Here is a 26,626-nt window from a genome sequence, read left to right as displayed (position 1 = left end):
GCGGACGGTTCGGCCGCGCGGGGCGGGTGGCGCCGGGCCGGGCCGGCCGGGGAACGGGCGACAGCCCCTAGCCCTGGCGCAGGGCGTACCGGACCTTGCCTTCCCCGGTGCCCGCCTCCGCGAAACCGGCCCGCCGGAGCACCGCGTGCGAGGGAGCGTTGCCGTCGTCCACCGTGGCCGCCAGCACGCCGAGGCCCGGCTGCCCGAACGCCCAGCCGGACAGCGCCCGCACCGCCTCGGTGGCATAGCCGTTGCCGCGCGCCGAGGGGACGAGGTCGTACCCCAACTCGGCGCGGCCGTCGGCGTCCGGGGCCGCGTGGAAGCCCAGCCCGCCGGTCGCTCGCGCGGATGATCGCGTACGGACCCCAGCCCGGCCGGTACGTACCCTCCGCGCGCGCCTTCGCCACCATCCCGGCGGCGACGCGCGTACCCTCGCCGGGGCCGTCCTCCGCCCAGACGAAACCGCCCGTGCCGCCCGCGTGCAGGTCGGCTCCCACCATCGGGCTGATCTCGCAGAGCAGCAGGCGGTCCGCCACCACGGGTTCGGCGTACCACCGCCAGGCCGTCTGCCGTGCCAGGCCGGGCAGTTCGCCCCGGCCGGTCGCCCACAGCAGGGTCCGCCAGGCGTCGTCCCCGTGCGGGAGGTGCGGGAAGAGCCGGCCCAGGATCCGGGCAGGGAGCTCGGGACCGGGCTCCCAGCCGTGGACGCCGAGGCCGCCGAGCACGTCGTGGGTGTGCAGCAGGGTCTCCACGGCGCCCATCGCGGCGAAGCCGTCCGCGCCCGCCCTGCCGTACGGGTGCCACGCGCGGGCGCCGGGCTCCGCGAGGGCCACGGCGGCGGACAGGAAGCCGGCGGACGCCGTGATCATGTCGATCAGGCCGGCCCGGGTGGCGTCCTCGTCGGCCCGGATCTCCAGGGGGACGTACCCGTCGGCCGCCCGGACCGTGAGCTGGGCGGCGTAGGCCACGAAATCCTCGGCCACGTGGACGACGGTGTCGTGGCAGCTCCATTCCAGCCCCGCGGCCGGGACCGACCAGTCGAGGTGCGCCACCTCCCGCAGTGCCCGGGTGGTGAGCGATACCGCGCGGTCGATGTCCCGTGAATCCATGAGCGTCATTCGGCGAACCATAGGAGCCCTTCCCGCGAGCCGCCAAGGGGATATCCGCACGCCGGTGGCGCGCCTGCGCGCCCGTGCCGGGACCGGGGCGCTACTGCTTGTGCTCGGACGGCGCGCTGACCGCGCCCCGGTGAAGGGCGGAGCAAAACGGTGGAGATTTCGACGAGGGACGTCTTCGGGGCGCCGTGCTGGGTGAGCCTGATGGCCCGCGATCTCGGCGCGGCCCAGCGGTTCTACGGTGCGGTCGTGGGCTGGCGGTTCCGGCCCGCGCGGCTCGGCGAGGCCTTCTCCGTGGCCTACCTCGACGGGGCGGCGGTGGCCGGGATCGGGGCGCTCGCCGGGGATCTCGCGGTGCCCGTGGCCTGGACCCCGTACTTCGCCGTCGACGACGTCGACGTGGCGGCGGACCGGGTGCGGGAGCGCAGCGGCACCGTCGCGGTGGGCCCGGTCTCCTTCGAGTCGGGGGGCCGCGCGGCGCTGGTGGCGGACCGGGACGGGGCGGTGTTCGGGGTCTGGGAGGGCCAGGTGTCGGCGGGCTGGCGGGTGGGCTCCCGGGACGCTCCGGCCTGGCTGGAGCTCCGTACCCGGGACGCCTTCGAGTCGGCGATCTTCTACGGGGAGGTCCTGGAGTGGGCCACCGGCCGGGCCGGCTGCTGCGAGGTCTCCTACGAGCAGGACCAGGTCGTGCTGCGCCAGGGCGGGGAGCCGGTGGCGCGCCTCGACAGCGGCCCGGTCGAGCCGGGTTCCTACAGTCCGTACACCCGGCCGCGCTGGCACGTGCACTTCCGGGTGCCCTCGCTGGAAGCTGCCGTGACGGCGGCCGAGGAGCTGGGTGGGCGGACGGTGTCGGAGCCCGGGTCCAGCGGGACCGCACGGTGGGTCTCGCTGCGCGATCCGGACGGGGCGCTGTTCACCCTCACGTCGTCCCGGGTGCCCGAGGAGGCCGGCGGGACCGGTGGGCCCGGGGCGGGCGGCGGGTCCGGGTCCAGTTGAGGAGGTCGGCCCCGGTCCAGGTGTTGACTACCCGGTCGGCCGTCACCCCGCATTCCAGGGCCCGTTCGCAGCCGGTGGTCTGCCAGTCGAGCTGGCCCGGGGCGTGCGCGTCGGTGTCGATCGCGAAGAGGGTTCCCGCGGCCACGGCGAGCCGCAGCAGGCGGCGCGGCGGGTCGAGCCGCTCGGGCCGGCTGTTGATCTCGACCGCGGCGCCGGACTCGGCGCAGGCCGCGAAGACGGCTTCGGCGTCGAACTCCGACTCCGGGCGGGTCCTGCCGGTCACCAGCCGCCCGGTGCAGTGACCGAGGACGTCCAGGTGCGGATCGCGTACGGCCGTGACCATCCGCCGGGTCATGGCGGCGGCGTCCATCCGGAGCTTGGAGTGGACGGAGCCGACCACCAGGTCCACCTCGGCCAGGAGTTCGGGCTCCTGATCCAGCGACCCGTCGGCGAGGATGTCGCACTCGATGCCGGTGAGCAGCCGGAACGGCGCCCAGGTCGCGTTGAGTTCGGCGACCGTCCGCAGTTGTTCGCGCAGCCGCTCCGGCGAGAGCCCCCGGGCGACGGTCAGGCGCGGCGAGTGGTCGGTGAGCACCGCCCATTCGTGCCCGAGGGCGGCCGCGGCCCGGCCCATGGACTCGATGGGACTGCCGCCGTCCGACCAGTCGGAGTGCATGTGGCAATCGCCCCGCAGGGCGGCGCGCAGGGCGAGGGCCTCAGGGCTCGGCGGCGGGCCTTCGGGGTGTGCGGCGGCCTTGTCCTCCAGCCGCTGGAGGTACTCGGGGATCGTCCCGGCGAGGGCTTCGCGGACGACCTGGGCCGTCTTGGGACCGATGCCCCGGACCGCCTCGAGGGTGCCCGCCGCGACCCGCTCCTCCAGCTCGCCCTCGCCCATCCGGCCGAGGGCGGCGGCGGCCGTGCGGAAGGCCTGGACGCGGTAGGTGGGCTCCTGGGAGCGTTCCAGCAGGAAGGCGATGCGGTCCAGCGCGGCCACCGGGTCCATCGGCTGTCTCCCTCCGCGAAACCGCGTGGAGGGGGCCCCGGCCTGGATGCCCGGGCCCCCTCCACGCCTGGGTCAGGCTCCGTCGGCCGGGCCGGCCGACGGACGGTACTGCAGGGCCAGGCCGGCGAGTACGGCGACGGCCGCGGCGCACAGCACCGCGGTGACGCCCGCCCACGCCACGGTGCCGCCGACCGAGCCGCCGAGCGGGTCGAACCCGACGACGCCGCCGGCCACGTGGAGCGCGGTGACGCCCAGCGCGACCACCGCGCCGGCCCGCCAGGCACCGGCCGTGTCCCGTACCGCCAGCAGCGCGCCGGCGGTCAGGCAGAGCAGGGTGACGCCCAGGGCGAGCAGTCCCCCGGGCTCCGCGGAGGCCAGGCCTTCCAGGTCTGCGGGCACGTGCAGCGCACCGCAGAGGAGCAGGGCGAGCGCCACCGGCCAGCGCAGGACGTGGCGCAGCCGGCCGTTGCCCGGGCTCCCGGACCTCGCCCGGGCCCCGGCCGGGGCCGGCGGGGGCCGGTGGGCGGCGGTCCGTGCCGCGGGTCCCGGTTCCGTGGTGCGGGGACCGGGACTTCCGTACGGGGGCTGCTCGCCGGTCCCGAGGATGCTGACCAGCAGGGCCACGTCCTCGATGGGCCGGCCGAGGGCGGCGGCCCGCAGCGTGATGTCGGCTTCGACGACCTCGTGCGGGGGCTCGCCCAGCAGGGTGACCATGTCACGCACTTCGTGGACGGGTCGGGCCACGGCGGCCGCGCGCAGCGCCGCGTGTCCGGGGTTGGGCACCTGTCCGGATTCCTTGAGGAGGCTCACCAGTGCGGCGACCTCGCGGACCGAACGGCCGGTGGCGGCGGTCTCCAGGACGGTGCGCACGGGCGCGGCACCCTCCCGGGACGGGGGACGGGGGCCGGTGCCGGGCTCGGGGGCCACGCCCGGCGCGGCCCCGGGTCCGGTACCGGAGTCGGGTCCGGAACCGAAGTCGGAGGCGGTCCTTGTGGTGGGGTCGGTCCTTGTGGTGGGGTCGGCGCCCCGGGGGTCGGCGCCCCGGGGGTCGGCGCCCCGGGGGGCGGGGCCGAAGTCGGGGGCCTGGTCCGTGCCCGTGTCCGGGGCCGGTGGCCAGGCGTCCGTCGTGTCGGGGAGCCGGCGCGGCTCCTCGTACTCCGTCGCGGCGAGCGTGATCGGGTCATTCATGGAAAGCTCCGTTCGCCGACGCGCGGGTCTACACATCGCGCGCCGGTCATCGTGCGTCATGGGAAGCGCACGCTTTGTTACATTCAGCGGCACCCGGCCGCGCTGCGCCATTCGGGGCGGGCAAACGGGGGTCCCCCGCGGCGCCGCGGGCACGGTCGCCACCGGTCATGGGCATGGTGGGGGCATGAAGGGTACGGAGGTACTGGCCGACGCGTTCGGCCGGATCCAGGGCGTGGTGCACGAGGCCGTCGACGGGCTGGACGCCGCACAGCTCAACGAGCGGATCGATCCCGGCGCGAACTCGATCACCTGGCTCGTCTGGCACCTGACCCGGATCCAGGACGACCACGTGGCGGACGCGGCCGGCTGGGAACAGGTCTGGGACGCGCAGGGGTGGGGCGAGCGCTTCGGGCTGGCACTGCCGGCCGGATCCACGGGCTACGGGCACACCGCGCGCCAGGCCGGCGCCGTGCGGGTCGACTCCGGCGAGCTGCTGCTGGAGTACTACGACGCCGTCCACGAGCGGACCGGGCGGTTCCTGCGGGGGCTCGGCGCCACCGACCTGGACCGGGTCGTGGACGAACGGTGGGACCCGCCCGTGACCGTCGGGGTGCGGCTGGTCAGCGTGATCGGCGACTCCCTCCAGCACGCGGGGCAGGCCGCCTTCGTACGGGGCGTGCTCACGAGGGAGCACTGATGGCGGCCGGCAGGGCCCTGCTGCTCGCCCTCCTGCTGCTGGCCACCGGGCCGTTGGCCGGGGCCGCCGCCGCTCCGGTGGCCGGGGCCGCCGCCCCGCATCCCGGGGGGCCCGCGGCCATCGGCTCCCGGCCCGTGGTGAAGACCGACCGGGGGGCGGTGCGCGGGCGGGAGACGACCGGGTACCGGACCTTCGAGGGCATCCCGTACGCCGCCGCGCCGACCGGGCCGCTGCGGTGGCGGCTTCCGGAGCCCGCGCCGCGGTGGGCAGGCGTACGGGCCCCGGGCGCGCCCGGGGCCCGTTGTGTGCAGCTTCCCGCGATCGGGCCGGGCGGACCCAGCGGTTCGGAGGACTGCCTCTTCCTCAACGTCACAGCCCCGAAGGCCGCGGCCGCGCCGCCCGGGCCCGGGGCGCGGCGGCCGGTCATGGTCTGGTTCCACGGCGGCGGATTCATGAACGGCGCCGGGGACCTGTACCGGCCGGGCCGGCTGGCCGCGGCAGGTGGCGCCGTGGTCGTCACGGTCAACTACCGCCTCGGGATCTTCGGTCTCTTCGCGCATCCCGCCCTCGGCGGGGCCCCCGACTTCGCGCTCGCCGACCAGCAGGCCGCGCTGCGCTGGGTGCGGGCGAACGCCGCCCGCTTCGGTGGTGATCCGGGCAACGTCACCGTCTTCGGCGAGTCGGCGGGCGCCCTCAGCGTCTGCCTGCACCTCACCTCCCCGGCCTCCGCCGGCCTCTTCCACCGGGCGATCGCGCAGAGCGGCTCCTGCTCCCTCACGATCCCGCCGCGATCCTTGCTCCCCACCCTGGGCGCCTACGAGCCCTTCGCGCCGGAGCACCGCACCGTGGCCGAGGGGAGCGCCGCCGCGGCCGGGCTCGGCTGCGAGCAGTCCCCCGACGACACGGCGGGCGACGCCGTGCTGGAGTGCCTGCGCGGCCTGCCCCCCGCAGTGCTGGCGACCCCCGAGCTCATGCTGCGCTTCTCCCCCGTCTCCTACGGCACCGATCTGCTTCCCACCGAGCCCCGACTGGCCCTGGAACGCGGGGAGTTCCACCGGGTCCCGGTGGTGCAGGGCTCGAACCACGACGAGATGCGGCTCTTCCTCGGGCCGACCCTGCCCGGCTACCCGGTCTCCGACCCCCAGGCCTACCGGGACCGGCTGCGCGCCGCGTTCGGGGCGACGGCCGGCCGGATCGAGGCGGCCTATCCGGTGACGGCCCACCCGACGCCCGCGCTGACCTTCGCCGCCGTGCTGACGGACGCCTCCTTCGTCTGCCCGCAGCTGCGGGACAGCCGCGCGCTGGCGCGGCACGTGCCCACGTACGACTACCGGTTCGACGACCGGCAGGCGCCGGACTTCAGCGGACTGCCGCCCTTGGCGGGTTTCCCCTACGGGGCCGCGCACGGGTTCGAGCTGCCCTACCTCTTCGACACCGGGCTCCCGTTGACCGCCGCTCAGCGGGTGCTCGCGGACCGGATGGCCGGATACTGGACCCGGTTCGCGGCGGCCGGCGATCCGAACACCCCCGGGACGGGCCCCTGGTGGCCCCGTTCCCCCGCCGTACTGTCCCTGGCACCGGCGGACTCGGGCGGCATCCGCCCCGTGGACGCGGCGGCCGAACACCACTGCGGCCTGTGGGACTCCGTAGGACGCACTCCCGGAAAGGCGGGCTCGTGACCGGTTTGCTCGACATCCTTCAGCCTTGTGTGGAAGGCGGATCCCCGCCGGGAGCGGTGGCCCTGGTGGACCGGGGCGACGGCTCGGAGCCGGAGGTGGTGGCCGTGGGCAGCGCGGACGCCGCGGGCGACGTCCCCATGGTCCGGGACTCGATCTTCCGGATCGCCTCGCTGACCAAACCGGTCACGGCGGCGGCGACCATGATGCTGGTGGAGGACGGCCGCTTCGCGCTCGACGACGCGGTCGCGGCCTGGCTGCCGGAGATCGCCGAACCGATGGTCGTACGGACGCCCTCGAGCCCGGTGGACGACGTGGTCCCGGCGGCGCGGCCGGTGACCGTGGCCGACCTGCTGACCTTCCGCGCCGGGTGGGGCTTCCCCACGGACTTCTCGCTCCCGGCGGTCGCGCCGCTCTTCGGCGAGCTGCGGCAAGGTCCGCCGCAGCCGCGGGCCGTCGCGGCGCCGGACGAATGGATGGCGACGCTGGCGCGGATCCCGATGCTGCACCAGCCGGGCGAGGCCTGGCTGTACAACGCCTGCTCGGACATCCTGGGCGTACTGATCGCCCGGGTCGCCGGCTGCTCGCTGCCCGAGTTCCTGGCGGAGCGGATCTTCGAGCCGCTGGGGATGGCCGACACCGGTTTCGCCGTGCCGGCGGGGCAGCTGGGCCGGTTCACGCACTGCTACCGGGCCGGCGCGGACGGGGGGCTCGACCTCGTCGACGCCCCCGACGGGCAGTGGAGCAGCATGCCCGCCTTCCCGTCCGGGGCCGGCGGGCTGGTGTCCACGGCGGACGACTGGTTCGCCTTCGCCCGGATGCTGCTCGACGGGGGCGGCCCGCTGCTCTCGGCCGATTCGGTGCGGCGGATGAACACCGACCACCTCACCGCGGCCCAGCGGGACGGCGCCTCGCTGTTCCTGGAGGGCCAGGGCTGGGGGTTCGGCGGTTCGGTCGACGTCACGCCGACCGACCCGTGGAACGTCCCGGGCCGCTACGGCTGGATCGGCGGCACCGGCACGGCCGCGCACATCGTCCCCTCGACGGGGCTCACCACCATCCTGCTGACCCAGCTGGAGCTGGCCGGACCGTCGCCGTTGCCCGAGCCGATGCGGGCGGTGTGGGCGTACGGGGCTCGCGGACCCCGTACGACCCGCACCTGACCGCTGGGGCCCGTCGTCGAACTCCCGTCTGCCGCACGACGACAGGCCCTAGTGGTTCTCGGTCGGCTGCAGGTCCCGCGGGATCAGCGTCCAGGTGGTCGCCGCCGCGGCGACCGCGAGGGCGCCGGCCAGCAGGAACGCCGGGGTGATCGCGAGGGTGTAGGCCTGCGAGGCGACGTCGAGGAGGGTCTGGCCGACGGTGCCGCCGAGCCGCTCGGCGGTGTGGGCGGCCTCGCCCACTGAGTCCCGTACGGCGGCCAGCGTGGTGGAGTCCAGGTCCAGGGCCGGGAGGTTGCCGCGGTAGAGCGCGGCGGCGGTGGAGCCCAGGATGGCGACGCCCATGGCCGAGCCGAGTTCGTAGCAGGTCTCCTCGATGGCGGCGGCGCTGGAGACCTCGTCGGCCGGGGCCGTGGAGATGAGGGTGACCGAGGCGACCGTGGTGGCGACGCCCGCTCCCAGGCCCATGACGGTCAGCGCCACGGCGAAGGCGGGGTAGCCGAGGCCGGTGAACTGCTGGAGGGTCCAGGGCAGGGCCATGCCCGCGGCGAGGACCACCAGACCGCCGCCGAGCACGTGCCGGATCGCGAAGCGCTGCATGAGGGTCGGGGCGACCATCGAGGCGCAGATCAGCGCGAGCGGGGCGGGCAGCAGGCGCAGGCCGGCCTCCAGTGGGGTGTAGCCCTGGCCGTACTGGAACCACTGGGTGACCAGGAACAGAATCGCGCCCATGCCCACCATGGGCAGGAAGATCGCGGTGGCGGCCACGCTGAAGGCGGGCTTGGTGAAGAGCCGGACCTGGAGCAGCGGGTTGTCCACGCGCAGCTGGCGGCGGACGAACAGGGTCAGCGCGACGGCCGCGAGGGCGAGCAGCGCCCAGGGCAGCGGGTCGGCGACACCGCTCTTGCCGAGCTGCTTGATGCCGCCCGCGAGGGCGAGCATGCCGACGATCGACTGGCCGACGCCCCACCAGTCCCACTTGCCGGAGGAGCGCGGGGAGCGGGATTCGGGGAGGTAGCGCAGGCCGGCCGCGACGATGACCGCGGCGACGGGGAGGTTGAGGAGGAAGGCGGAGTGCCAACCGTAGTCCTGGACGAGCAGGCCGCCGACGACCGGGCCGAAGGCCATGCCGCCGCCGAAGACGGCGGCCCAGACCGCGAGGGCGAAGGCGCGTTCCTTGGCATCGGTGAAGACGCTGCGCAGGATCGACAGGGTGGACGGCATGATCGCGGCGCCGCCGACGCCGAGCAGGGCGCGGGCCGCGATGACGTGCCAGGCCTCGGTCGAGAAGACGGCGATGAGCGAGGCGAGGGCGAAGATGCCGAAGCCCGCCATCAGCAGCCGCTTGCGGCCCCAGCGGTCGCCGAGGGCGCCGGCGGTCACCAGCAGCCCGGAGAGGGCGAGTGCGTAGATGTCAATGATCCACAGCTGCTGTACGGCGCCCGGCTGGAGGTCGCCGACGAGCGAGGGGAAGGCCACGTTGAGGATCGTGGTGTCCATCGAGATGAGCAGGAGACTGCCGGAGAGGATCGCGAGCACGATCCAGCGGCGCGGGTCCTGCGTGGGGGTGTGCATGGGGTTTCCGTTCACGGTCGTACGCGGGAGGGGTGCGGGGTCACTCGGCGGGGGTCGGCCGGGTTCCGCTGAGGAAGGAGGCGAGGACGAGCCGGCCGATGTCACGGCGGGCGAGGTGGCCGTCGCGGACGCCCTCGGCGGCGGCGTCGAGCAGCCCCCAGAGCGAGTACCAGATCCAGTACGCGGGCAGGTCGACGCGGAGCCGGCCGAGGCCCTGGCCGAGGGCGAGGAAGGCGAGGGCCCGCTGGTCCTGGCGCTGGATGCCGGCCTTGAACCCGGGATCGGCGAGCACGGTGGCGTCGCGCGAGGTGAACCCGTACAGGTGCGCGGCGGGCAGCAGTCCGGTGACGAGCCGCTCCAGGGCGGCGTCGAACTCCGCGCCGCCGGCGGTGCCGGGGAGGTCGGCGGGGGCGAGGCAGCCGTCGACGACGTCGATGGCCCGGACGGCGACGGCTTTGAGCAGCGCTTCCCGGGTCGGGTAGCGGCGGCTCAGCGTGGCGCGGCTGATGCCGATGCCTGCGGCGATGTGCGCCATGGAGGCGCTGTGATCGCCGGCGAGCACGCGTGCGGCGCCGTCCAGCAGCTCTTCTTCGTTCATCATGCGATCCTCCTTCGCATCAAACGATACAAATTTGTCTCACATGATGCAAATCTGATCCACGCCGATACCGATCAAGGGACCGGGGGCAACCCGCCCTACACCCGAGCAGCGCAGCACCCTCCAAGCCGTCCGTCTCCCGCGGGCCTGCCCGTACCCTGTTCGGGTGACGACGGACAAGAACGAGGGTTCGGAGCAGGCCCGCTCCGCGGCGGCCAAGTACGAGAAGTGGAAGGAGAACGGCGTCCTGCTGCGCGCGTTCTTCTACATCGCCGGCACGCACCTCTTCGCCGGCTTCGTCTGGCTGCTGTTCCTGCTGGGCGAGCACGCCGAGAAGTAGCGGCCCGCCCGGACACCGGACCGGTCGCCGCGCGATCAGCCCTGCCCGGGCGCGTCGCCCGAACGGGCGCGGGCACCGGAGCGGGTGCGGCCCGGGGTCTGGGCGCGTTCCGGGTGGCGGCGGACGTACTCGCGCTCCAGCTCGTCCATCCGCTGGGTGTGGGTGACCAGCGCGTCGTCCGACCCGTGGAGCAGGGTCTCGTGGCGCGTACGGTGGATGGCCTCGAGCTCCTTCATCAGACGGCCCTCGTCCAGGCCGCCCGCCGACGGACCGGCCTCGCGCGGCGCGTGCTCGGCCATGGCGGGTCACCTCCTCCTCGGCCGGGCCGGGCGCGTCGCCCGGCCGTGCCCGGCCGTACTCACCCCATCATCCCGGAAGGACGGAGATAGACACTGTCTACGCCCAGCTGGTAGACAGTGTCCATGGACCAGGACAGCGGGCTGCGCGAGCGGCTGATCGACGTCGGCGTGGAGCTCGTGACGACCGAGGGCACCGCCGCGCTCGGGCTGCGCGAGATCGCCCGCCGGGCCGGGGTCTCCCACGGGGCGCCCCGGAGGTACTTCGCCACCCACCAGGCACTGCTGTCGGCGATCGCCCGGCGCGGGTTCGAGGAGCTCGGCTCCCGGGTCCCGGCCGCGATCTCCGCGAACCCGGGGGCGGGGGACCCGCGCGAGCGGGTACGCGCGCTGGGGCGCGCGTACGTCGGCTACGCGCTGGAACACCCCGGCATGTTCGAGCTGATGTTCCGCCACGACCTCCTGGACAGCACCGGACAGGCCCTGCCGCCCGGGTCCGCCCGGCTCCGCGATTCCACGCTGCCGCTGTTCGAGGTGCTCGTCTCGCTGGTCGCCCGCTGCCGGACGGCGCAAGCCCCCCGGATCACCGCCGCCGCGCTGTGGGCCAATCTGCACGGTGTGGCGCAGCTGTGGTCCCGGGGCAGTCTGCCGCTCGCTCTCGACGGCGATCCGCAGGCGTGCGTCGACCGGCTCGTCGACGCCGCCGTCGACGCGCACCTGCGCCCGTGAGGCCCCGCCTCGCGCTCTTCGTCAGTGCGGCCGGCGCGATGCTCGTCGCCCTCGACGGGACGGTGCTGCTCATGGCGCAGCCCAGCATGGGGAGGGACCTCGGCGCCGGTCTGGCCGAGGTGCAGTGGACGAGCGGCGCCTACCTGCTGAGCGTGGCCGCCTTCCTCGTCCTCGCGGGCCGCCTGGGCGACCGGTACGGGCACGCGCGTCTGCTGTTCACCGGCGTACTCGGATTCGCCGCGGCCTCGGCGGGCATCGCGCTCGCTCCCGGGGTCGGCTGGGTGATCGCCCTGCGGGCGGCCCAGGGGCTGTTCGGAGCACTGCTCCAGCCCGCGACCCTCGCCCTGCTGCGCCTCGCCACCCCGCCGGATCGGCTGGGCGCAGCGGTCGCGGTGCGGACCTCGGCGATCGGGCTGGCCGCGGCGGTCGGGCCGCTCCTCGGGGGTGTGCTGGTCGAGCACTTCGGCTGGCGCGCGGTGTTCGTGGCGAACGTCCCCGCCGCCCTCGTGATCGCCGCGGCGGCCGTGTTCGTACGGGTACCCGCGCCGCCGCCCACGGAGCCCGGCCGGATCCGCCCGGGCGGTGCCGTGCTCCTCGCGACGGCCCTGGCGGTGCTCGTGCACGCGCTGGCCGGCGTACCGCGGCACGGCTGGACGGGGTCGCCGACCCTGGCCGGCTTCGCGGCGGCGGCCGTACTGACCGCGCTGCTCGTGCGGTCGGAGCGCCGCTGTGCCCAGCCCCTGGTCCCGCGCCCGGTGGCCCGCTGCGTCCCGGTGACGGCGTCGATCGCCCTGCTGGCGCTGGTCTCCGCCGCGATGTTCGGGGCGCTCTTCGGTGCGAGCTTCGCGCTCCAGGACGCGTCGGGGCTGGATCCGCTCGCGACCGGGCTGCGTGTCCTGCCGATGACCGCCGCCATGGTCGTCGGCTCGCCGGTGGCGGGGGTCGCGCTCCGCCGGTTCGGGGCGCGCGCGACGGCGGTGGCGGGGACCGGACTCGTGGCGCTCGGGATCACCGGACTGGGGCCGGGCTGGGGCTTCGGGGTGCTCGGCGCGGGCTTCGCCGCCGTGATGGTGACGGCCACCGGGACAGTGGTCGGCGACGCCCCGGCCGGGCACGCGGGGGTGGTGGGCGGGCTCAAGCAGACGGCGATGAACGTCGGGCCGGCCTTCGGCATCGCGGTGGCCGCGGGGACCGGGGCCTCGGTCGCGGTCCTGGCCGCGCTGGCCGCCGTAGGGGTACTGCCCGCGTCACGGCTGCCCGGGGGCGCTGGCGCGCGCCACGCAGTTGCGGGAGACCTCGTCGGCGAAGGCCCGGGCGAGCGGGGCGAGGGCGGACCAGCGGCGGACGGCCCAGCCGACCGCGAGGGGCGGCAGCGCGGGGATCGGCACCAGGCGCAGCGGTCCGTCTGATCCGGGGACCCGCCAGCCCGGCAGGGCGGGTACGACGGCGTGGCCTAGGCCCAGTTCGGCGAGGAGCAGGGCGGTGTCCCAGTCGGCCACGCCGGTGTCGGAGCTGATCCGGATGCCGGCCGCCGCGAGGGCGGCGTCGAGGTGGGCGCGCGAGGTGGAGTTCTCCGGCAGCCGGATGTGGCGGACGGCGCCCAGGTCGGCCGGTTCCAGACGGGAGCGGGTGGCGAGGGGGTCGTCGGCGCCGACCGCGAGGACCCAGGGCAGCCGCATGACGGGGCGTTGCTCGATGCCCCGTACAGGGGCGCCGATGGTGATCCAGGCGAGGTCGAGGTCGGCGGCGGCGAGGGCCTCGAAGCAGCTGCGGCTGGAGTTCTCGGTCTGGAACTCCAGGCTGACCCGGGGGTGGCTCCGGCGAAAGGCGACGACGGCCTCTGCCATGAAGTGCCGCACGGTGGTGGCCCCGGTGGTGACGCGGACCGATCCGCCGTCACCCCGTACCAGGGTGTCGAGCGCTCGCAGGGCTCCGTCGAGACCGGCGATGCCGTCGGCGGCGGCCTCCTGGAGGATCAGGCCGGCCTCGGTGGGCGAGACTCCGCGGGGGTGGCGCTCCAGGAGCGCGGCGCCGGTCTCTTTCTCCAGGCGACGGATGTGCTGGCTGACGGCGGACTGGGTGCGGCCGAGGTCGCGGGCGACGGCGCTGAGACTGCCGGCCCGGCAGACGGCGACGAAGACACGGAGGTCGTCGAGGGTCACAACACCCAAGATATCGCTTGGGGGTTACCAGAAATCCGGAGGATTGACTTGGGTTTCCGGGCCGCCGATGATCGGCTCAGGGCCCAGGGCGGCAACCCGTTCCCGCCATCGCGAGGCAGGGAACGGGTGCCGACCCGCTGACGGGCCGAGGAGCGCTAGCCCGCCGCGAGCCTGGCCATTACCTGTTCGCGCAGGATCTCGTACTCCGTGCGGAGGCGGCGCATGTCGCCCTCCTCGGGACGGGGAATGACGACGCCTTCGGTGATCTTCTCCTCGGGCCCGAACTGTTCGCGGGTGAGGTCGATCTCCACGCCCATGCCCAGGCGGTTCCACCAGTGGTAGTCCACGCGCTCGCCGTCCACGAGGACTTCACCGCGGATCAGCTCTCCGCCCAGCAGGTCGTGGAGGACGAGGGCGGTCACACCGCACTGGTCACGGGCCGGGTTCTCCCGGGTCCACCGGTCGCGGTACTCGGGGGTGCACGTCTGCTCGCTCCAACTGCTGCGGACGGCACGGTCGATGTCGGCCAGAAGTAATGTTGTCATGTCCCCCATCCTCGCAACCGGCAGGGACAAAGATCCATCCCCGGGACGCCCGGGCTCAGTCCCGCGCCGGGCGGACGGTGAGCAGTTCGCCGATGACGTGGCGGGCGGTGGCCGCCATGACGGGGTTGGTCCCGCGGTAGTAGCTCAGTTCGGCGACCGCGATCGACAGGGCCCAGCCGCGCCCGCGCGTCCAGCTCGCGTCATCGGCGCCCAGGGCGGCGCGGAAGGCGGGCCGGGCGCCGGCCGGGAGCAGGTACCAGGCCGCGATCAGGTCCACTGCGGGGTCCCCCAGGCCCGCACAGCCGAAGTCGATGACCGCGGCGAGCCGGTCGTCGGCCAGCAGGACGTTCCCCGGCTGCAGGTCCGCGTGGATCCAGACCGGCGGGCCGGACGACAGTGGGGCCGGCAGGGCCTCGTCCCACACAGTGGCTGCCGCCTCGGCGTCGATGTCGCCGTTCGCGCCCAGTTCCGCGATGGCGGCGCGGGTGCCGGTGTCCCGCTCCCCCAGGGGCTCGCTCCGGTAGGAGAGGGGTGCGTCCACCGTGTCGGCCCGGTGCAGCGCGGCGGTGAACTCCGCCAAGTCCTGGGCCAACAGATCCGGTTCGGCGATCGCGCCGACCACCGCGGTCGCGCCGGGGAGCCAGCCGTAGACGGACCAGGGCCACGGATACCCCTCGGCCGCCAGCCCCGTGCCCAGCGGGACGGGAACGGCGACCGGCAGACCCGGGGCGAGCCGCCGCAGCCAGACCTGCTCCGTCCGGACGTCGGCGGCGGAGCCGGGCGTGCGCGGGAGACGTACGACCATGTCACGCCCCAGCCGGTACATGGCGTTGGAGGTGCCCGCGGAGTCGACCCGCTCGACGGGGAGCGACGCCCACCGCGGGAACTGCCCTGCGATCAGCCGGGTCACGAGGGCCGTGTCGATGTCCGGTTCGCCGACGTGCATCTTTCCAGCGGGCATGAGCACCTTCCTGACCGGTTCCGGGCTTCGAGGATCTTGGGCTTCAACATAACCGCCGATCAGCAGGGTTGGGCAAGGGCGAGCCCGGTCCGGCGGGATGCCGGACCGGGCTCGGTGGGGGTGTCGGGCGGTCTACGGGGCGTCGGGCGGTGTGCGGGGTGTCAGGCGGTGTGCGGGGTGTCAGGCGGTGAACGTCCAGCGCTGGGCCGGTGTGGACGCGCAGGCCACCCTGGTGAGCCTGGTTCCGTTGGCGGTGGCGGAGCCGGCCGGGGTCAGGCATTGGCCGGAGTTGCGCAGACTGCCGTCCGGGCCGGTCTGCCAGGTCTGACCGGAGCCGCCGTTGCAGGTCTGGACGGCTACGGCCGAGGCCGTGGTGGCGTCCAGGCAGACTCCGCCGAGGCCGGTCACCCGGCCGTCGCCCTGCAGGGTCCAGCGTTGGTTCGGGCCGCCGTGGCAGCTGTAGAGGGTGGGCTGGGTACCGGGCGCGGTGGCGCTCCCCGGGAGGTCCAGACAGCTGGCCGACGCCCCGTTGACCAGGGTGGCGGCCGCGGGCAGCGGGGTCGGGCGGCCGGTGAGGGTGATCTCGGCGGCGCTGCTCCAGGGACCCCGGCCGCCCGCCTCGGTCAGTGCCTTCAGGCGGAGGTAGCGGCCCGCCTTCGCGGACAGGGGGACCTGTTTGAGGGCCGGGGTGTCGGCGAAGGTGCCGGTCGCCACCGGGGATCCCCAGTCGGTGGTGGTGTCCGAGACGTACACCTCGTAGGAGCCGATCCGGCCGTTGGCCCCGCCGTCCTGGCGGGGCAGGTAGCCGAGGCCGTCGGCCGTGTAGCGGGCGCCGAGGTCGATCTGGATCTCGTGCGGGAGCGGGGCCGGGGTGGAGCCGGACCAGGCGGTGTGCCAGATGGTCGCGGAGTTCCCGTCGAAGGCGTTGCGGGCGGCGCCGTTCTCGCCGCCGGTCTCCTGGCTGTCGGCGGAGACCAGGGTCCAGGCCGACTGCGGTACAGGACTGGAGGTGACCGGAATCGGGTCGGCGGCCGGGACGGAGGTGCCGGTGGCCGAGACGCTGAACGCGCCCGACTTCGTACCCGTCTTGGTCCACAGGATCCCGCCGCGGTCGCCCGCGTCGAAGAACCAGCCCGTCGCCGCCGCGTCGTAGGCGGCCTTGCTGGTCAGCCGGGTGAGCGCCGTGCCGTCCACCGTGAGCGCGCCGGGGGCGGAGGCGACGTGGAGGGTGAACTCGTAGCCGCGTGAGGCCGGTTTGCCGGTGTAGTTGCCGGCCGGAGCGGAGACGGACACGGTGACCGTGCCGGAGCCGGAGGCCGGGGCGGTGACGTCGACCTGCTGGCGGGCGAAGGCCCCCGACTGGTAGGCGCGGGTGATGCCGTCGTCCTCGTAGAGGCTGAAGGAGGTGGTGCCGCGCGGGTGGATGTCGTAGGTGAGGGTGGAGAGGGGCTTCTCCCCCGTGTAGTTCATCTGCGGCCACATCGGGACGATGGCGCCGCCCTTGACGAAGAGGGGCAGGGTGTCGAGCGGCGCCTGGTAGCCGTTGAGCCACCCCGGTCCGGCGTACGTCCGGCCCGTCCAGTAGTCCGTCCAGGTGCCGGCGGGCAGGTAGATGCCGTCCCGTACGGAGGTGTCGGAGACGACCGGTGCGACGAGGAAGGAGTCGCCGGCCATGAACTGGCCGCTGGTGAGGTTCCCGCGCGCCACCGGGTCGTCGGGGTACTCCAGGACCATCGCGCGGGTGCTCGGGACGCCGGTCTCGTTCGCGGTCCGGCTCATCGTGTACAGGTACGGCATCAGCCGCATCTTCAGCTGGAGGTACTTGCGGTTGATGGAGAGGTACGGCTCCGCGAAGCGCCAGGGCTGCTTGTCCTGGTATCCGGCGCCCGGACCGGTCGCGCCCCAGCCGGACATGGTCATGAAGGCCGGGGTGAAGGCCTTCCACTGCAGGTCACGGGCGTAGGTCTTGGGGCTGCCGGCAAAGATCCCGTCGACGTCGCCGGAGGCGTAGTTGAGGCCGGAGAGCCCCGCTCCGGTGATGGCGGGTACGTGCCAGCGCATGTCGTCCCAGGTGCCGTTGGTGTCGCCGGTCCAGACGACGGCGTTGCGCTGGGTGCCGGCCCAGCCGTCCACGGTCCAGACGTAGCGGCGGGCGTCGGAGTTCTTCTCTATGCCGTCGACGGCTTGCTGGACCCCGGAGAAGGCGGTCTTGTAACCCCCGCCGATCCAGGCGACATCGGTCTTCACGCCCCGGGAACCGGCGCTCCCCACCTCGTCGTTGATGGATCCGAGACCCGTCGAGGTCCACAGGCCGGTCTGGAAGCCCTTGGCCTTCAGGGCGTCGACCGTGGTCTTCAGGGGCGCGGTGTAGCCGCAGCCGTAGCCGTCGTTGGGCAGGAACCAGCCCGAGGGCATGTCGGCGGCGCGGGCGTCGGTGGCGTAGCCGACGACGTCCGGGGTGGTCTGGTGGCGCAGCCGGTTGTGGTCGCCCTGGTAGTTCGGGTTGGAGGCGTTGAAGCAGTCGGCGTTGCCGAGCTCGAAGCCCCAGGCCGGAGCCATGAAGGGCTTGCCGCTGACATCGGTGTAGGCGTCGAGGACGGTCTTGAGCGAGTCGCCCGTGAAGTACCAGGCGTCGAAACGCTTCTCGTCGTGGGTGAGGGTGGTGGGCGCGTTGAAACCGTACGAGCCCGGGGCCCAGGTGTTGCGCATCACGCCGTAGCCGTTGGTCGACATGTAGAAGGGCGCGGGACTGGCGTTGCTGTTCTCGCGCCACTTGTTGTCGACGGCGACCGGGACCGTCTTTCCGCGCAGGGCCCATTCGCCGAGGCGCAGGCCCGTTCCGTAGAACTGCTCGTCGGCCCCGCGCACCAGGTACTGGGTGGTCTGGGTGCCGGTCCAGGAGGTGGGCTGCGTCTCCTGCCAGACGGGGGTGGTGTTGTCGGCCCGGTATGCGGAGAACTGCAGCGGCGTCTTGTTGACCCGGATGGAGAGGGATCCGGTGGTGATGCGGTAGTACGTGCCCGCGTCGGTCCAGTTGGTGGTCACGGAGCCGAAATCGGTGGTGGGGGCGAGATCGGTGCCGGCCGGGTCGTTGGTGAAGGCGCCGTCGGGCGAGAGCCAGAGGCGGAAGATGTCGGCGCGGGCGACGACCACCCGGGCCTTGGCGCCGCTGGAGGTGGTGGCGGTGAAGGTGTTCCCGGACTGGGTGAAGCCCGTGACGTTGCCGGCCGTGGAGCCCGCCGCGGCCGCGGAGTCCGCCGCGGGGGCCGCGGTCCGGGCCGGGGAGGCCGCCGCCGGGGAGGCGATCGGTCCGGCGGTGGCCAGACCGGCCACGGCGAGCGCCCCGGCGAGGAGTGCGGCCGCCGGGGGGCGCCGCCGCCGTGGGCCTCTTCGGATGCTGATGAGTCTCATGGGGCGGCTCCTCGTGCGGTCCGGACTGCCGCACACCTTTTGGCATGCACCGGGCAACATAGCGCTCCGAAGGCCTAAATTGAAGGAAGATGCTCGGAATAGCAGGTCACCAAGCATCTTTGAGCATCAATTCGCCAACGATACTTACGTCCGCCCGTCACCCGTACGGCCCGCCCGCCCTGCGCGGCCCACCCCGCGCCCCGACCCTGGAACGAACTGCGGACTATCTGGAGGGCCCGGCGGTCATGGAACAGGCGCAACAGCCCGCATCACTCCGTCAGATCCTCACCGCACCGGGGACCCTGCGACTGCTCGCGCTCTCCGCATTCATCGGCATCCCGGTCTCGCTGTTCGCCTTCGGCTTCGTCAGCCTCGAGCACGAACTCCAGCACTGGGTCTGGCACACCGCACCCGACCTGCTCGGGTACGACCGCCCCCCGTGGTGGTGGGGGCTGCCCACGCTCGCCCTCGCCGGCCTGCTGGCCGCGCCGATCATCACCCGGATGCCGGGCGGCGGCGGTCACGTCCCCGCCCACGGATTCGGCGGCCCGGCGACCATGCCGCGGGAGACCCCGAGCGTCGTCCTGGCCGCCCTGGCATGCCTGCCCCTCGGTGTGATGCTCGGACCGGAGGCGCCGCTGATGGCGATGGGCAGCGGACTCGCCCTGCTCAGCATCCGCGCCGCGAAACGCGCCGCCGAGCCCGAGCTGGCCACGGTGCTGGGCATGGCCGGGTCCACCGCCGCCATCAGTACGATCTTCGGCAGCCCGCTGATCCCGGTGGTGATGGTGCTGGAGGGCGCGGCCCTCGTGGCCGGGGGCGTACGCCTGCTCGTACTGATCCTGCCCGCCCTGGTCTCCAGCGGCGTAGGCGCGCTCGTCTTCACCGGCTTCGGGCACTGGACCGGCCTCGGCATCGGCGCACTGACCCTCCCCCAGGAGCCCGCCGCCGGCCTGCCCGACGCCGGCGACTTCCTGTGGGGCATCCCCATGGCCGCCCTGATCGGCATGCTCGTCGCCCTGGGCAAGTCCACGGGCCTGCGCGTCCACCGCTGGACGGGCAGTTCCGCGACGCGGATCGTCCTGTGCGCCCTGGCGGTCGGCGTGTGCGTCACCGCCTACGCGCTGATCACCGGCCGCGCACCCGACGAGGTGGCGCTGTCCGGCCAGAACACCGTCGGCCTGCTGGCCGCCGAGCCCGGGTCCTGGGCGGTGGGCGCGCTGGTCGCCCTGGCCGTCTTCAAACTGATCGGCTGGTCCATCGCCCTGGGCAGCCTCCGGGGCGGTCCCATCTTCCCTTCCATCATGATCGGCGCCGCGGTCGGCATCGCCTTCGGCGGCCTCCCCGGTTTCGGCATGGCTCCTGCCCTCGCGGCCGGCATCTGCGCGGCCGGGGTCGCCGGCACCCGACTCCCGGTGACCGGCGTGGTCCTGGCCGCGGCACTGCTGGGCAAGGAGGCGCCGACCCTCATGCCGCTGCTGGTGATCTCCGCGGTGACGGCGCTGCTGGCCTCGGCCCTGATCGACCGCCAGCGCACCGCGGACCCGGCCCACGTACAGCCCCCCGCCACTGCGGCCGAGTAGGCCGCCCCTTACAGATCCCGCCCGACCGGGAACGACCACATGACCGGCTTTTTACGGTATTCATAGCTTTTAGTGATGAACCCGGCTTTTCGTCATGCCCTCTCTCCCCCTGACGGCCATTCCGGCCGGATCGGTACAGGGCTCAGGAGTCACGCACGATGAAGCACGGCACGCGCCGGGAGGCGCAGTACGCGCACGGTCAGGTCCACCGGCACGCCGGCCGCCGGTCACCGCGGCGGCGCTGGATCGGGGCCGCGGTCGCGCTGGCGGTGGCCTCGGCCGTGACCGCCGGGGCCCTGGCGTACGTCGACCCGTTCTCCGACACCGGCGCCACCGTGCACCTCGACGAGCCCCGCACCACCGCCCGGGGAGGGGCCGGCGAGCCCTCGGCCGACCCGCTGACCCGGCTGCCCACCGGACCGGCACCCGAGCTGAAGGTCGCGGGCACGATCCCGGAGGACGGCAGCAAGGTCATGGTGACCACCCTCGTCGGGAAGAAGTCGGGGTTCACCGGCAAGGTCTGGCTCTGGCTTCCGCCGCAGTACCACGACCCGAAGTACGCGCGCAGCGGCTTCCCCGTGATGATCGCGCTGCCCGGTGGGCCCGGTTTCAACGAGAACTACTGGAGCGGGAGCAACCTCAAGCTGGAGGCCGACATCTCCAAGTGGTCCAAGGAGGGCGCCAGTCTCCCCTTCATTCTCGCCATGCCGGTGCTGAACCCCGGATCCGACAAGGACGGCCTGTACTGGGACGGCAGCGACATACCCGGCCAGCCGAAGATGGGCACCTGGCTCACCGAGGACGTACCCGACCTGGTCCGCGCCACGTTCCGTACGATCAGGTCCCGTGACGGCTGGGCGTTCATGGGCAGCTCCTCCGGCGGCTTCGCGGGCCTCAAGGCGGTCCTCCAGAAGCCCGACCTCTTCCGTGCCGTGATCGCGGGCGGTCCGGACATCCGCCCCGATTCCCGGCTGTGGAACGGCCACCCCCGGGAGAAGGCGGAGAACAGCCCGCCCGAGCTCGCGCAGAGGCTGATCGACCGGAACGGGCCCGAGGTGGACCTCGCCTTCCAGGTCGGCACCAAGGGCAGCGACGTCCAGAACCGGCCGCCTATCGAGGAGTTCATCAAGGACTACGGCAAGGGGCCGGTCAAGACGATGTTCCACGTCGACGAGGGCGGCGGCCACGACGCCTACACCTACGTTCCCGGCATGTACGACGGCGGGCTCATCCAGTGGATCAGCAAGCTCATGCGCGGACCGGTCCCCAGCCCCTGAGCCCGCCCGGTGCGGGCACCTCCACCGCCAGGACCGGCGCGGCCGGGGACGTGTGCCGGTGGCCACAGGGATCGAAGACCAGGACCACGGGCTCCCCCGGACGCTGCCGCCAGGAGATCCGCTCCGGGCTGCCGTCGCACACTGGGCAGCAGGGCAGCGCACCGGCCTGGGGCCGGCACTCGGGGGCGGCCGCGAAGGACGTGGAATGCGAATCACGCATGGAAACTCCCTGGTCGTGCGGTCGGGCTGCTCGCACTGTGCCATGGACGTGCCCCTTCGCGCACGGGTGAATCCTCCAGTGTCCCGGCAGGTCAGAAGTGTGCGCCCCGGACTCCGCCCGCCCCTGCCCGCGGACTTGGCGCTCGGTGCGACCCGTCGGCGACGGCCACCACACCCGATTCGTACGCCGCGATGACCGCCTGGGCCCGGTCGCGGACGCCCAGCTTGCCGAAGATGCCGGTGATGTGGTTCTTGACCGTGGAGACGCTGATGTCCAGGTCTGCCGCGATCTCGGCGTTGTCGAGCCCGGTGGCCAGCAGCTGCCAGATCTCCCGCTCCCGCGGTGTGAGTTCGGCCGGGACCGCGGCCGTCCGTCCGGCGGGCCGCACGGCCCGTACGTACGTGGAGATCAGGCGGGTCAGCAGGCGCGGCGCCACCGCGGCCTCACCGGTGTGGACGGTACGGATCGCGGCGGTCAGCTCCTCCGGGGAGACGTCCTTCGGCAGGAACCCGCAGGCTCCGGCCCGCAGGGCGGCGACCACGTACTCGTCCATGTCGAAGGTGCTCAGGGCCAGGACCCGGGACTCCGGCAGCAGCCTGGACAGTTCCCCGGTGGCCTCAACCCCGTCCAGGACCGGCATCCGGATGTCCATGACGACCCCGCTGTACCCCCTGCCCACGGCGATCACCTGCGCGGCGCTGACCATCGTCGCCGCGTTCTCCACCCTCGCGGTGGCCAGCTTCGGCCAGTTCCGGGTGCTCGGCCCGGCCATCGCCGTGTCCGTACTGGTGATGCTGCTCGGCAGCCTGACCCTGATGCCGGCCGTCCTCGCGGTCGCCGGCCGCAAGATGTTCTGGCCCTCGAGGGCGCTGGCCCGGGTGCCCCGCGAGGGCGTGGCCGCGCGGACGGGGAGCCTGGTGGCACGGCGGCCGCTGGCCCTGGTGCTCGCCGCGGTGGCCCTGTTGGGGGCGCTGGCGGCGGGGACGGCCGGGATGCGGGTGGACTACGGGCAGAGCGGCCCGGGCGGGGAGCGTACGGCTTCTGCGGTGACGGCGGCCGAGATCGCCCGCGCGCTGCCCGCCGGGGTCTCGGATCCGACCAGCGTGTTCGTGACCGCCTCCGACGGGGGCGCGCTGACGGCAGTGCGGCTCGGTGGGCTCTCCCGTGCGCTGGCTTCGGTCGGCGGCGTGGGCCAGGTGGCGCCGACGGTGCTCAGCCAGGACCGCCGGGCGGCCCGCATCGACCTGTTCCCGACCGCCGATCCGCACGGGCAGGAGGCCCGTGACCTGGTCTCCGGGCCGGTCCGGGACACGGTGGCCGCGCACCGGCCGGACGGTACCGAGGCACATGTCGGCGGTACCGCGGCGGTCTTCTCCGACATCGCGTCCGCCGTGGACAAGGACCTGAAGGTGGTCTTCCCGGTGGCGGCGGCGCTGATCGCGCTGATCCTGTTCCTGCTGCTGCGGAGCCTGCTCGCGCCGGTGGTCCTGATGCTGGCGGTGGGGCTGGGCTTCGCGGCCACGCTGGGTTCCTCGACTCTGGTGTTCCAGCACGCGGCGGGCCGGCCGGGCGTGGACTTCTCGCTGCCGCTGGTGCTGTTCCTGTTCGTGGTCGCGCTGGGCACCGACTACAACATCCTGATCACGGACCGGATCAGGGAGGAGATGGACCGGCCCGGTCCGGCCCGGGCGGCCGTGGCCCGGGCGGTGCGCCACACGGCGCCCGCCATCGCGACCGCCGGTCTGGTGCTGGCGCTCTCCTTCGGGAGCCTGGCCGCGAGTCAGGGCTCCGCGACACAGCAGATCGGCTTCGCCACGGGCCTCGGCATCCTGCTCTCCGCGTTCGTGCTGTCGGTCGTGCTGGTGCCGGCCCTGGCCGCGCTGCTGGGCCGGTCCCTGTGGTGGCCGGTCCGGCAGCGCCCGGGGGCCGGGCATCTCGTGCCGGGGGCCGGCAGCCACCGGGAGACCGAGCGGGTCGTGGCCGGCTGAGCCGCCGGCACCGCCGGCCCGGACGTGCGGGGGCCGGTGTGCGAAGTTCCCTGGAACGGGCTTCGCGCACCGGCCCCCGCACGCTCAGGCTCAGGCTCAAGCCAGCTTGGCGACCTCGGGGTGCTCGGCCAGCCAGCCGCGGACGGCCTGCTGTTCGTTGCCCTTGCCGCCCTCCTGGATCCGGGCCTCCAGGCCGGTCAGCTGGGCCTCGGTCAGTTTGAACGAGCTCAGCCACTGGGCGATCTTCGGTTCGTCGGCGGCGAAGCCCTTGCGGGCGATGTTGTGGATGCCGTCGCCCTTGCCCCACGTGCCCTGGGGATCCGCCAGCTTCGTCAGGTCGTAGGAGGCGTACGCCCAGTGCGGCGACCAGAGCACGACCGCGACGGGTTCCTTCTTCGCGTAGGCGCGCTTCAGCTCGGCGAGCATGCCCGGGGTGGAGCCGTCGACGACCTTGTACTCGCCGTCGAGCCCGTACTGCGGCAGCACCTTGTCCTTGAGGATGCCCATCGCGCCCGCGCTGGGCTCGATGCCGATGATCCGGCCCTCGAACTCCCCTGCCTTGCCCTTGAGGTCGGCGAGGGTCTTCACGTCCTTCATGTACGACGGGACCGCGAGCTCGATGGAGGTGGGCCCGTACCAGGAGCCGAGGTCGTCGAGCTTGTTCCCGTACTTCTTCCAGTACTCGGACTGCGTGACGGGCAGCCAGGCATCGGTCTGGAAGTCGACCTGGCCGCCGGCGAGCCCGGTGAAGAGCGCGCCCAGTTCCAGCTGCTTGGCCTCGACCTGGTACCCGCGGCGCTCCAGGAGCTCCTTCCACAGGAACGTGGAGGCGATGCCCTCGTCCCACGGGATGTAGCCGATGCTGACCTTGCGGCCCTTGCCTATGTTCTCGACTCCGGCTCCGCCCACCGCGTTGACCTGCGACTTGCCGGATCCACCGAAGACTCCGAGGCCGCCCGCGACCAGGGACAGCACCACGGCCGAGGCCACGGCGAGGACGGGCTGCGGACGGTGGCTCCACACCTTGGCGGTGCCGGTGGCCGCGGCGCGGGCCTTGGCCAGGGCGCGCCGGCCGAGCGGGGAGACCTGGCGGCCGAGCGCCCCGGTCATCCGGTCCAGGTACATGGCGAGGATGACGATGGAGATGCCCGCCTCGAAGCCGAGGCCGATGTCCACGCTGCCGATGGCCCGGTAGACGGCGCCGCCGAGGCCGCCGCCGCCGACCATGCCGGCGATGACCACCATGGACAGGCCGAGCATGATGACCTGGTTGATGCCCGCCATGATGGTGGGCAGCGCCAGCGGGAGCTGGACCCTTACGAGGGTGTCGCGCGGGGTGGTGCCGAACGCGTCGGCGGCTTCGACGAGTTCGGCGTCGACCTGCCGGATGCCGAGCTCGGTCATCCGTACGCCGGGGGCCAGCGAGAAGATGATGGTGGCGATGATGCCGGGCACCACGCCCACCCCGAAGAAGATGATGCCGGGGATGAGGTAGACCATGGCCGGCATGGTCTGCATGAAGTCCAGTACGGGCTTCAGGGTGGCGCTCACGCGGTCCGAGCGCGAGGCCCAGATGCCCAGCGGGATCGCGAAGAGCAGCGTGACCAGGGTGGCGACCACGACCAGCGCGAGCGTGGACATGGCGTCGGGCCACAGCCCGACGGAGTCGACGAGCGCGAAGCCCGCGAGGGCGAGCAGCGCGGCGAGCAGACCGCGCAGCCACCACGCGGCGACGGCGAGGATGCCGGCGAGCAGCAGCGGGGCAGGCGCGGAGAGGACGGCTTCGATGCCCTCGTAGAGCCCGGTGACGAGGGCGCTGATGGCGTCGAACAGCCAGGACAGGTGGCTCTGGAGGAAGTCGACACCGCTGTCGACCCAGGATCCGAGGTGGAGGCGGGGCATCAGGCGGCCACCTCCGCGCAGTGCAGCGGTGCGCGCCGCTCGTCGCCGATGAAGGCGACGAGGCGGTCCTGCGGGACGGAACCGACGACGGCCCCGTCCGCGCCGGTGACGGCGACCGGGTGCGGGACCCGGGCGCTGACGGCGCACAGGTCGGCGAGCGGGGTGTCGGCGGCGACGGTCGGGCAGCCGCAGTCGGCCCGGTCCGCGGGGGGATCGGTCATGACGGCGTCGGCGGTGAGCACGCGCGAGCGGTCGACGTCCTGGATGAAGGAGGCGACGTAGTCGTCGGCGGGGCGGGTGAGGATGTCCTCGGCGGTGCCCTGCTGGACGATGCGGCCGTCGCGCATGACGGCGATGGAATCGCCGAGCCGCATGGCCTCGTTGAGGTCGTGGGTGATGAACACGATGGTCTTTCCGAGCCGTTGCTGGAGTTCGAGCAGCTGGTCCTGCATGTCGCGGCGGATGAGCGGGTCGAGCGCGCTGAACGACTCGTCCATCAGCAGCAGGTCGGCGTCGGTGGCCAGCGCGCGGGCGAGGCCGACGCGCTGCTGCATGCCGCCGGAGAGCTCGTCGGGCCAGGACTTCTCCCAGCCGCCGAGCCCGCAGAGGGCCAGCGCTTCGGCGGCCCGCCGTTCGCGCTCGGCCCGGGGGACACCCTGGACCTCCAGGCCGTAGCCGGCGTTCTCCAGGACGTCGCGGTGCGGGAACAGCGCGAAGTGCTGGAAGACCATGCTGATCTTGGTGGAGCGCACGCGGCGCAGCTCGGCCGCGGAGAGTGCGGTGAGGTCCTCGCCGTCGAAGAGGATGCGTCCCGCGGTGGGCTCCAGCAGTCCGTTGAGCATGCGCAGCAACGTGGACTTGCCGGATCCCGACAGACCCATGACGACGAAGATCTGGCCGGGCTCGACGCGGAACGAGGCGTCGATCACCGCCGCGGTCGTTCCCTCGGCGCGCAATGCGTCGCGGTCGGTCCCGCCGCTTTCGAGCGCACGGACCGCCTTCGCGACGTCATCAGGCCTTCTGCCGAACACCTTGTACACATGCTCGGCTATGAGCGTGGACACATACACCTCACGGGTTGTACCGGGAACGGCCCACCGGCGTGCGTGCGGCCGGCGGGCCGTGGAGCGCGACGGGGTCCGCCCGTCACCCGCGCTCCGGCCGCTATCGGCCGGCGGACGGGTCCGCTCCAGCAGCGCTAGTG

23 protein-coding genes and 1 pseudogene are annotated in these 26,626 nt (G+C 73.5%); 10 read left to right on the top strand and 14 right to left on the bottom strand.

Going from position 1 to position 26,626, the window contains the following annotated elements; translation table 11 throughout:
* Positions 1 to 67: 67 nt before the first annotated feature.
* Positions 68 to 676: a GNAT family N-acetyltransferase gene (locus OG389_RS36930; RefSeq protein WP_443059486.1), complete on the bottom strand. Its 609-nt coding sequence runs from the start codon at positions 674 to 676 to the stop codon at positions 68 to 70.
* 643 nt (positions 677 to 1,319) lie between these two features.
* Here OG389_RS36930 and OG389_RS34185 point away from each other — a divergent pair.
* A complete protein-coding gene (locus OG389_RS34185) occupies positions 1,320 to 2,111 on the top strand; it encodes a VOC family protein (protein ID WP_328304310.1) in 792 nt (263 codons plus the stop codon).
* On the opposite strand, the gene OG389_RS34180 is transcribed toward OG389_RS34185, so the two are convergent.
* Together OG389_RS34180 and OG389_RS34175 are read right to left on the bottom strand one after the other, a co-directional pair.
* A complete protein-coding gene (locus OG389_RS34180) occupies positions 2,035 to 3,114 on the bottom strand; it encodes a PHP domain-containing protein (RefSeq protein WP_328302872.1) in 1,080 nt (359 codons plus the stop codon). The two genes, OG389_RS34185 and OG389_RS34180, sit on opposite strands and share 77 nt — an antisense overlap.
* Positions 3,115 to 3,186: 72 nt before the next feature.
* A complete protein-coding gene (locus OG389_RS34175) occupies positions 3,187 to 4,302 on the bottom strand; it encodes a hypothetical protein (RefSeq protein ID WP_328302870.1) in 1,116 nt (371 codons plus the stop codon).
* A gap of 184 nt (positions 4,303 to 4,486) precedes the next feature.
* On the opposite strand from OG389_RS34175, the gene OG389_RS34170 reads away from it, so the two are divergent.
* From OG389_RS34170 to OG389_RS34160, 3 genes are read left to right on the top strand one after another with little or no spacing between them, the layout of a single operon-like run.
* A complete protein-coding gene (locus OG389_RS34170) occupies positions 4,487 to 4,999 on the top strand; it encodes a mycothiol transferase (protein ID WP_328302868.1) in 513 nt (170 codons plus the stop codon).
* A complete protein-coding gene (locus OG389_RS34165) occupies positions 4,999 to 6,678 on the top strand; it encodes a carboxylesterase/lipase family protein (protein ID WP_328302866.1) in 1,680 nt (559 codons plus the stop codon). Before OG389_RS34170 ends, OG389_RS34165 begins: the two co-directional genes overlap by 1 nt.
* Positions 6,675 to 7,838 carry a serine hydrolase domain-containing protein gene (locus OG389_RS34160; RefSeq protein WP_328302864.1) on the top strand — a complete coding sequence of 388 codons (1,164 nt, stop codon included), beginning with the start codon at positions 6,675 to 6,677 and terminating at the stop codon, positions 7,836 to 7,838. Before OG389_RS34165 ends, OG389_RS34160 begins: the two co-directional genes overlap by 4 nt.
* 48 nt (positions 7,839 to 7,886) lie before the next feature.
* On the opposite strand, the gene OG389_RS34155 is transcribed toward OG389_RS34160, so the two are convergent.
* Together OG389_RS34155 and OG389_RS34150 are read right to left on the bottom strand one after the other, a co-directional pair.
* A complete protein-coding gene (locus OG389_RS34155; protein WP_328302862.1) occupies positions 7,887 to 9,410 on the bottom strand; it encodes an MFS transporter in 1,524 nt (507 codons plus the stop codon).
* A gap of 40 nt (positions 9,411 to 9,450) precedes the next feature.
* Positions 9,451 to 10,011 (bottom strand): TetR/AcrR family transcriptional regulator, encoded by a 561-nt coding sequence (locus OG389_RS34150; RefSeq protein WP_328302860.1) that lies wholly within the window; start codon positions 10,009 to 10,011, stop codon positions 9,451 to 9,453.
* Between the two features lie 163 nt (positions 10,012 to 10,174).
* Between OG389_RS34150 and OG389_RS34145 the strand changes: the two genes are divergently transcribed.
* A complete protein-coding gene (locus tag OG389_RS34145; RefSeq protein ID WP_328302858.1) occupies positions 10,175 to 10,348 on the top strand; it encodes a DUF6126 family protein in 174 nt (57 codons plus the stop codon).
* A 35-nt stretch (positions 10,349 to 10,383) separates the two neighbouring features.
* Here the strand turns inward: OG389_RS34145 and OG389_RS34140 are convergent, their stop codons facing one another.
* Complete coding sequence (locus OG389_RS34140; protein WP_328302856.1) at positions 10,384 to 10,647, bottom strand: DUF6158 family protein; 264 nt, start codon at positions 10,645 to 10,647, stop codon at positions 10,384 to 10,386.
* Positions 10,648 to 10,770: 123 nt separating this feature from the next.
* Here OG389_RS34140 and OG389_RS34135 point away from each other — a divergent pair, with 123 nt between their 5' ends.
* Positions 10,771 to 11,373, top strand: coding sequence for a TetR/AcrR family transcriptional regulator (locus OG389_RS34135; RefSeq protein WP_328302854.1), 603 nt, complete (start codon positions 10,771 to 10,773; stop codon positions 11,371 to 11,373).
* A gap of 38 nt (positions 11,374 to 11,411) precedes the next feature.
* Positions 11,412 to 12,650, top strand: a pseudogene (locus OG389_RS34130) (MFS transporter); the annotation flags it as partial.
* Here the strand turns inward: OG389_RS34130 and OG389_RS34125 are convergent.
* The 4 genes from OG389_RS34125 to OG389_RS34110 all read right to left on the bottom strand — a co-directional run bounded on the left by OG389_RS34125 (position 12,621) and on the right by OG389_RS34110 (position 18,452).
* Positions 12,621 to 13,535 (bottom strand): LysR family transcriptional regulator, encoded by a 915-nt coding sequence (locus OG389_RS34125; RefSeq protein ID WP_328302852.1) that lies wholly within the window; start codon positions 13,533 to 13,535, stop codon positions 12,621 to 12,623. The pseudogene OG389_RS34130 and the gene OG389_RS34125 sit on opposite strands and share 30 nt — an antisense overlap.
* 155 nt (positions 13,536 to 13,690) lie before the next feature.
* Positions 13,691 to 14,080, bottom strand: a complete 390-nt coding sequence (locus OG389_RS34120; protein ID WP_328302850.1) for a YunG family protein — start codon at positions 14,078 to 14,080, stop codon at positions 13,691 to 13,693.
* A 55-nt stretch (positions 14,081 to 14,135) separates the two neighbouring features.
* Positions 14,136 to 15,041, bottom strand: coding sequence for an aminoglycoside phosphotransferase family protein (locus OG389_RS34115; RefSeq protein WP_328302848.1), 906 nt, complete (start codon positions 15,039 to 15,041; stop codon positions 14,136 to 14,138).
* A 180-nt stretch (positions 15,042 to 15,221) separates the two neighbouring features.
* A complete protein-coding gene (locus OG389_RS34110; RefSeq protein ID WP_328302846.1) occupies positions 15,222 to 18,452 on the bottom strand; it encodes a TIM-barrel domain-containing protein in 3,231 nt (1,076 codons plus the stop codon).
* 245 nt (positions 18,453 to 18,697) lie between these two features.
* On the opposite strand from OG389_RS34110, the gene OG389_RS34105 reads away from it, so the two are divergent.
* Both OG389_RS34105 and OG389_RS34100 read left to right on the top strand, forming a co-directional pair.
* Positions 18,698 to 20,035, top strand: coding sequence for a chloride channel protein (locus OG389_RS34105; protein ID WP_328302845.1), 1,338 nt, complete (start codon positions 18,698 to 18,700; stop codon positions 20,033 to 20,035).
* 158 nt (positions 20,036 to 20,193) lie between these two features.
* The gene (locus OG389_RS34100) at positions 20,194 to 21,312 is read left to right on the top strand and encodes an alpha/beta hydrolase (RefSeq protein WP_328302844.1); all 1,119 of its coding nucleotides are present in this window, start codon (positions 20,194 to 20,196) and stop codon (positions 21,310 to 21,312) included.
* Here OG389_RS34100 and OG389_RS34095 read toward each other — a convergent pair.
* Positions 21,284 to 21,532 (bottom strand): hypothetical protein, encoded by a 249-nt coding sequence (locus OG389_RS34095; RefSeq protein WP_328302843.1) that lies wholly within the window; start codon positions 21,530 to 21,532, stop codon positions 21,284 to 21,286. The two genes, OG389_RS34100 and OG389_RS34095, sit on opposite strands and share 29 nt — an antisense overlap.
* Before the next feature lie 91 nt (positions 21,533 to 21,623).
* Complete coding sequence (locus OG389_RS34090) at positions 21,624 to 22,256, bottom strand: LuxR C-terminal-related transcriptional regulator (protein WP_443059387.1); 633 nt, start codon at positions 22,254 to 22,256, stop codon at positions 21,624 to 21,626.
* Here OG389_RS34090 and OG389_RS34085 point away from each other — a divergent pair.
* Positions 22,183 to 23,520 (top strand): MMPL family transporter, encoded by a 1,338-nt coding sequence (locus OG389_RS34085; RefSeq protein WP_328302841.1) that lies wholly within the window; start codon positions 22,183 to 22,185, stop codon positions 23,518 to 23,520. The two genes, OG389_RS34090 and OG389_RS34085, sit on opposite strands and share 74 nt — an antisense overlap.
* Before the next feature lie 96 nt (positions 23,521 to 23,616).
* On the opposite strand, the gene OG389_RS34080 is transcribed toward OG389_RS34085, so the two are convergent.
* Positions 23,617 to 25,422 (bottom strand): ABC transporter permease/substrate binding protein, encoded by a 1,806-nt coding sequence (locus OG389_RS34080; RefSeq protein ID WP_328302839.1) that lies wholly within the window; start codon positions 25,420 to 25,422, stop codon positions 23,617 to 23,619.
* Positions 25,422 to 26,486, bottom strand: a complete 1,065-nt coding sequence (locus OG389_RS34075; RefSeq protein WP_328302837.1) for a quaternary amine ABC transporter ATP-binding protein — start codon at positions 26,484 to 26,486, stop codon at positions 25,422 to 25,424. Before OG389_RS34075 ends, OG389_RS34080 begins: the two co-directional genes overlap by 1 nt.
* Positions 26,487 to 26,626 lie beyond the last annotated feature (140 nt).

Source organism: Streptomyces sp. NBC_00435 (genome assembly GCF_036014235.1).
GTDB lineage: Bacteria > Actinomycetota > Actinomycetes > Streptomycetales > Streptomycetaceae > Streptomyces.
Note: the sequence above shows the minus strand (reverse complement) of the source record. Positions and strands in the feature narration are given on the sequence as shown.

Bases quoted from the DNA above. Each gene is read 5' to 3' on its own strand.
- OG389_RS34120 (WP_328302850.1), bottom strand. From the start codon at position 14,080: ATGACAACATTACTTCTGGCCGACATCGACCGTGCCGTCCGCAGCAGT.
- OG389_RS34140 (WP_328302856.1), bottom strand. From the start codon at position 10,647: ATGGCCGAGCACGCGCCGCGCGAGGCCGGTCCGTCGGCGGGCGGCCTG.
- OG389_RS34175 (WP_328302870.1), bottom strand. From the start codon at position 4,302: ATGAATGACCCGATCACGCTCGCCGCGACGGAGTACGAGGAGCCGCGC.
- OG389_RS34100 (WP_328302844.1), top strand. From the start codon at position 20,194: ATGAAGCACGGCACGCGCCGGGAGGCGCAGTACGCGCACGGTCAGGTC.
- OG389_RS34185 (WP_328304310.1), top strand. From the start codon at position 1,320: ATGGCCCGCGATCTCGGCGCGGCCCAGCGGTTCTACGGTGCGGTCGTG.
- OG389_RS34095 (WP_328302843.1), bottom strand. From the start codon at position 21,532: ATGCGTGATTCGCATTCCACGTCCTTCGCGGCCGCCCCCGAGTGCCGG.
- OG389_RS34105 (WP_328302845.1), top strand. From the start codon at position 18,698: ATGGAACAGGCGCAACAGCCCGCATCACTCCGTCAGATCCTCACCGCA.
- OG389_RS34135 (WP_328302854.1), top strand. From the start codon at position 10,771: ATGGACCAGGACAGCGGGCTGCGCGAGCGGCTGATCGACGTCGGCGTG.
- OG389_RS34085 (WP_328302841.1), top strand. From the start codon at position 22,183: ATGACGACCCCGCTGTACCCCCTGCCCACGGCGATCACCTGCGCGGCG.
- OG389_RS34150 (WP_328302860.1), bottom strand. From the start codon at position 10,011: ATGATGAACGAAGAAGAGCTGCTGGACGGCGCCGCACGCGTGCTCGCC.
- OG389_RS34155 (WP_328302862.1), bottom strand. From the start codon at position 9,410: ATGCACACCCCCACGCAGGACCCGCGCCGCTGGATCGTGCTCGCGATC.
- OG389_RS34115 (WP_328302848.1), bottom strand. From the start codon at position 15,041: ATGCCCGCTGGAAAGATGCACGTCGGCGAACCGGACATCGACACGGCC.
- OG389_RS34080 (WP_328302839.1), bottom strand. From the start codon at position 25,422: ATGCCCCGCCTCCACCTCGGATCCTGGGTCGACAGCGGTGTCGACTTC.
- OG389_RS34110 (WP_328302846.1), bottom strand. From the start codon at position 18,452: ATGAGACTCATCAGCATCCGAAGAGGCCCACGGCGGCGGCGCCCCCCG.
- OG389_RS34170 (WP_328302868.1), top strand. From the start codon at position 4,487: ATGAAGGGTACGGAGGTACTGGCCGACGCGTTCGGCCGGATCCAGGGC.
- OG389_RS34165 (WP_328302866.1), top strand. From the start codon at position 4,999: ATGGCGGCCGGCAGGGCCCTGCTGCTCGCCCTCCTGCTGCTGGCCACC.
- OG389_RS34180 (WP_328302872.1), bottom strand. From the start codon at position 3,114: ATGGACCCGGTGGCCGCGCTGGACCGCATCGCCTTCCTGCTGGAACGC.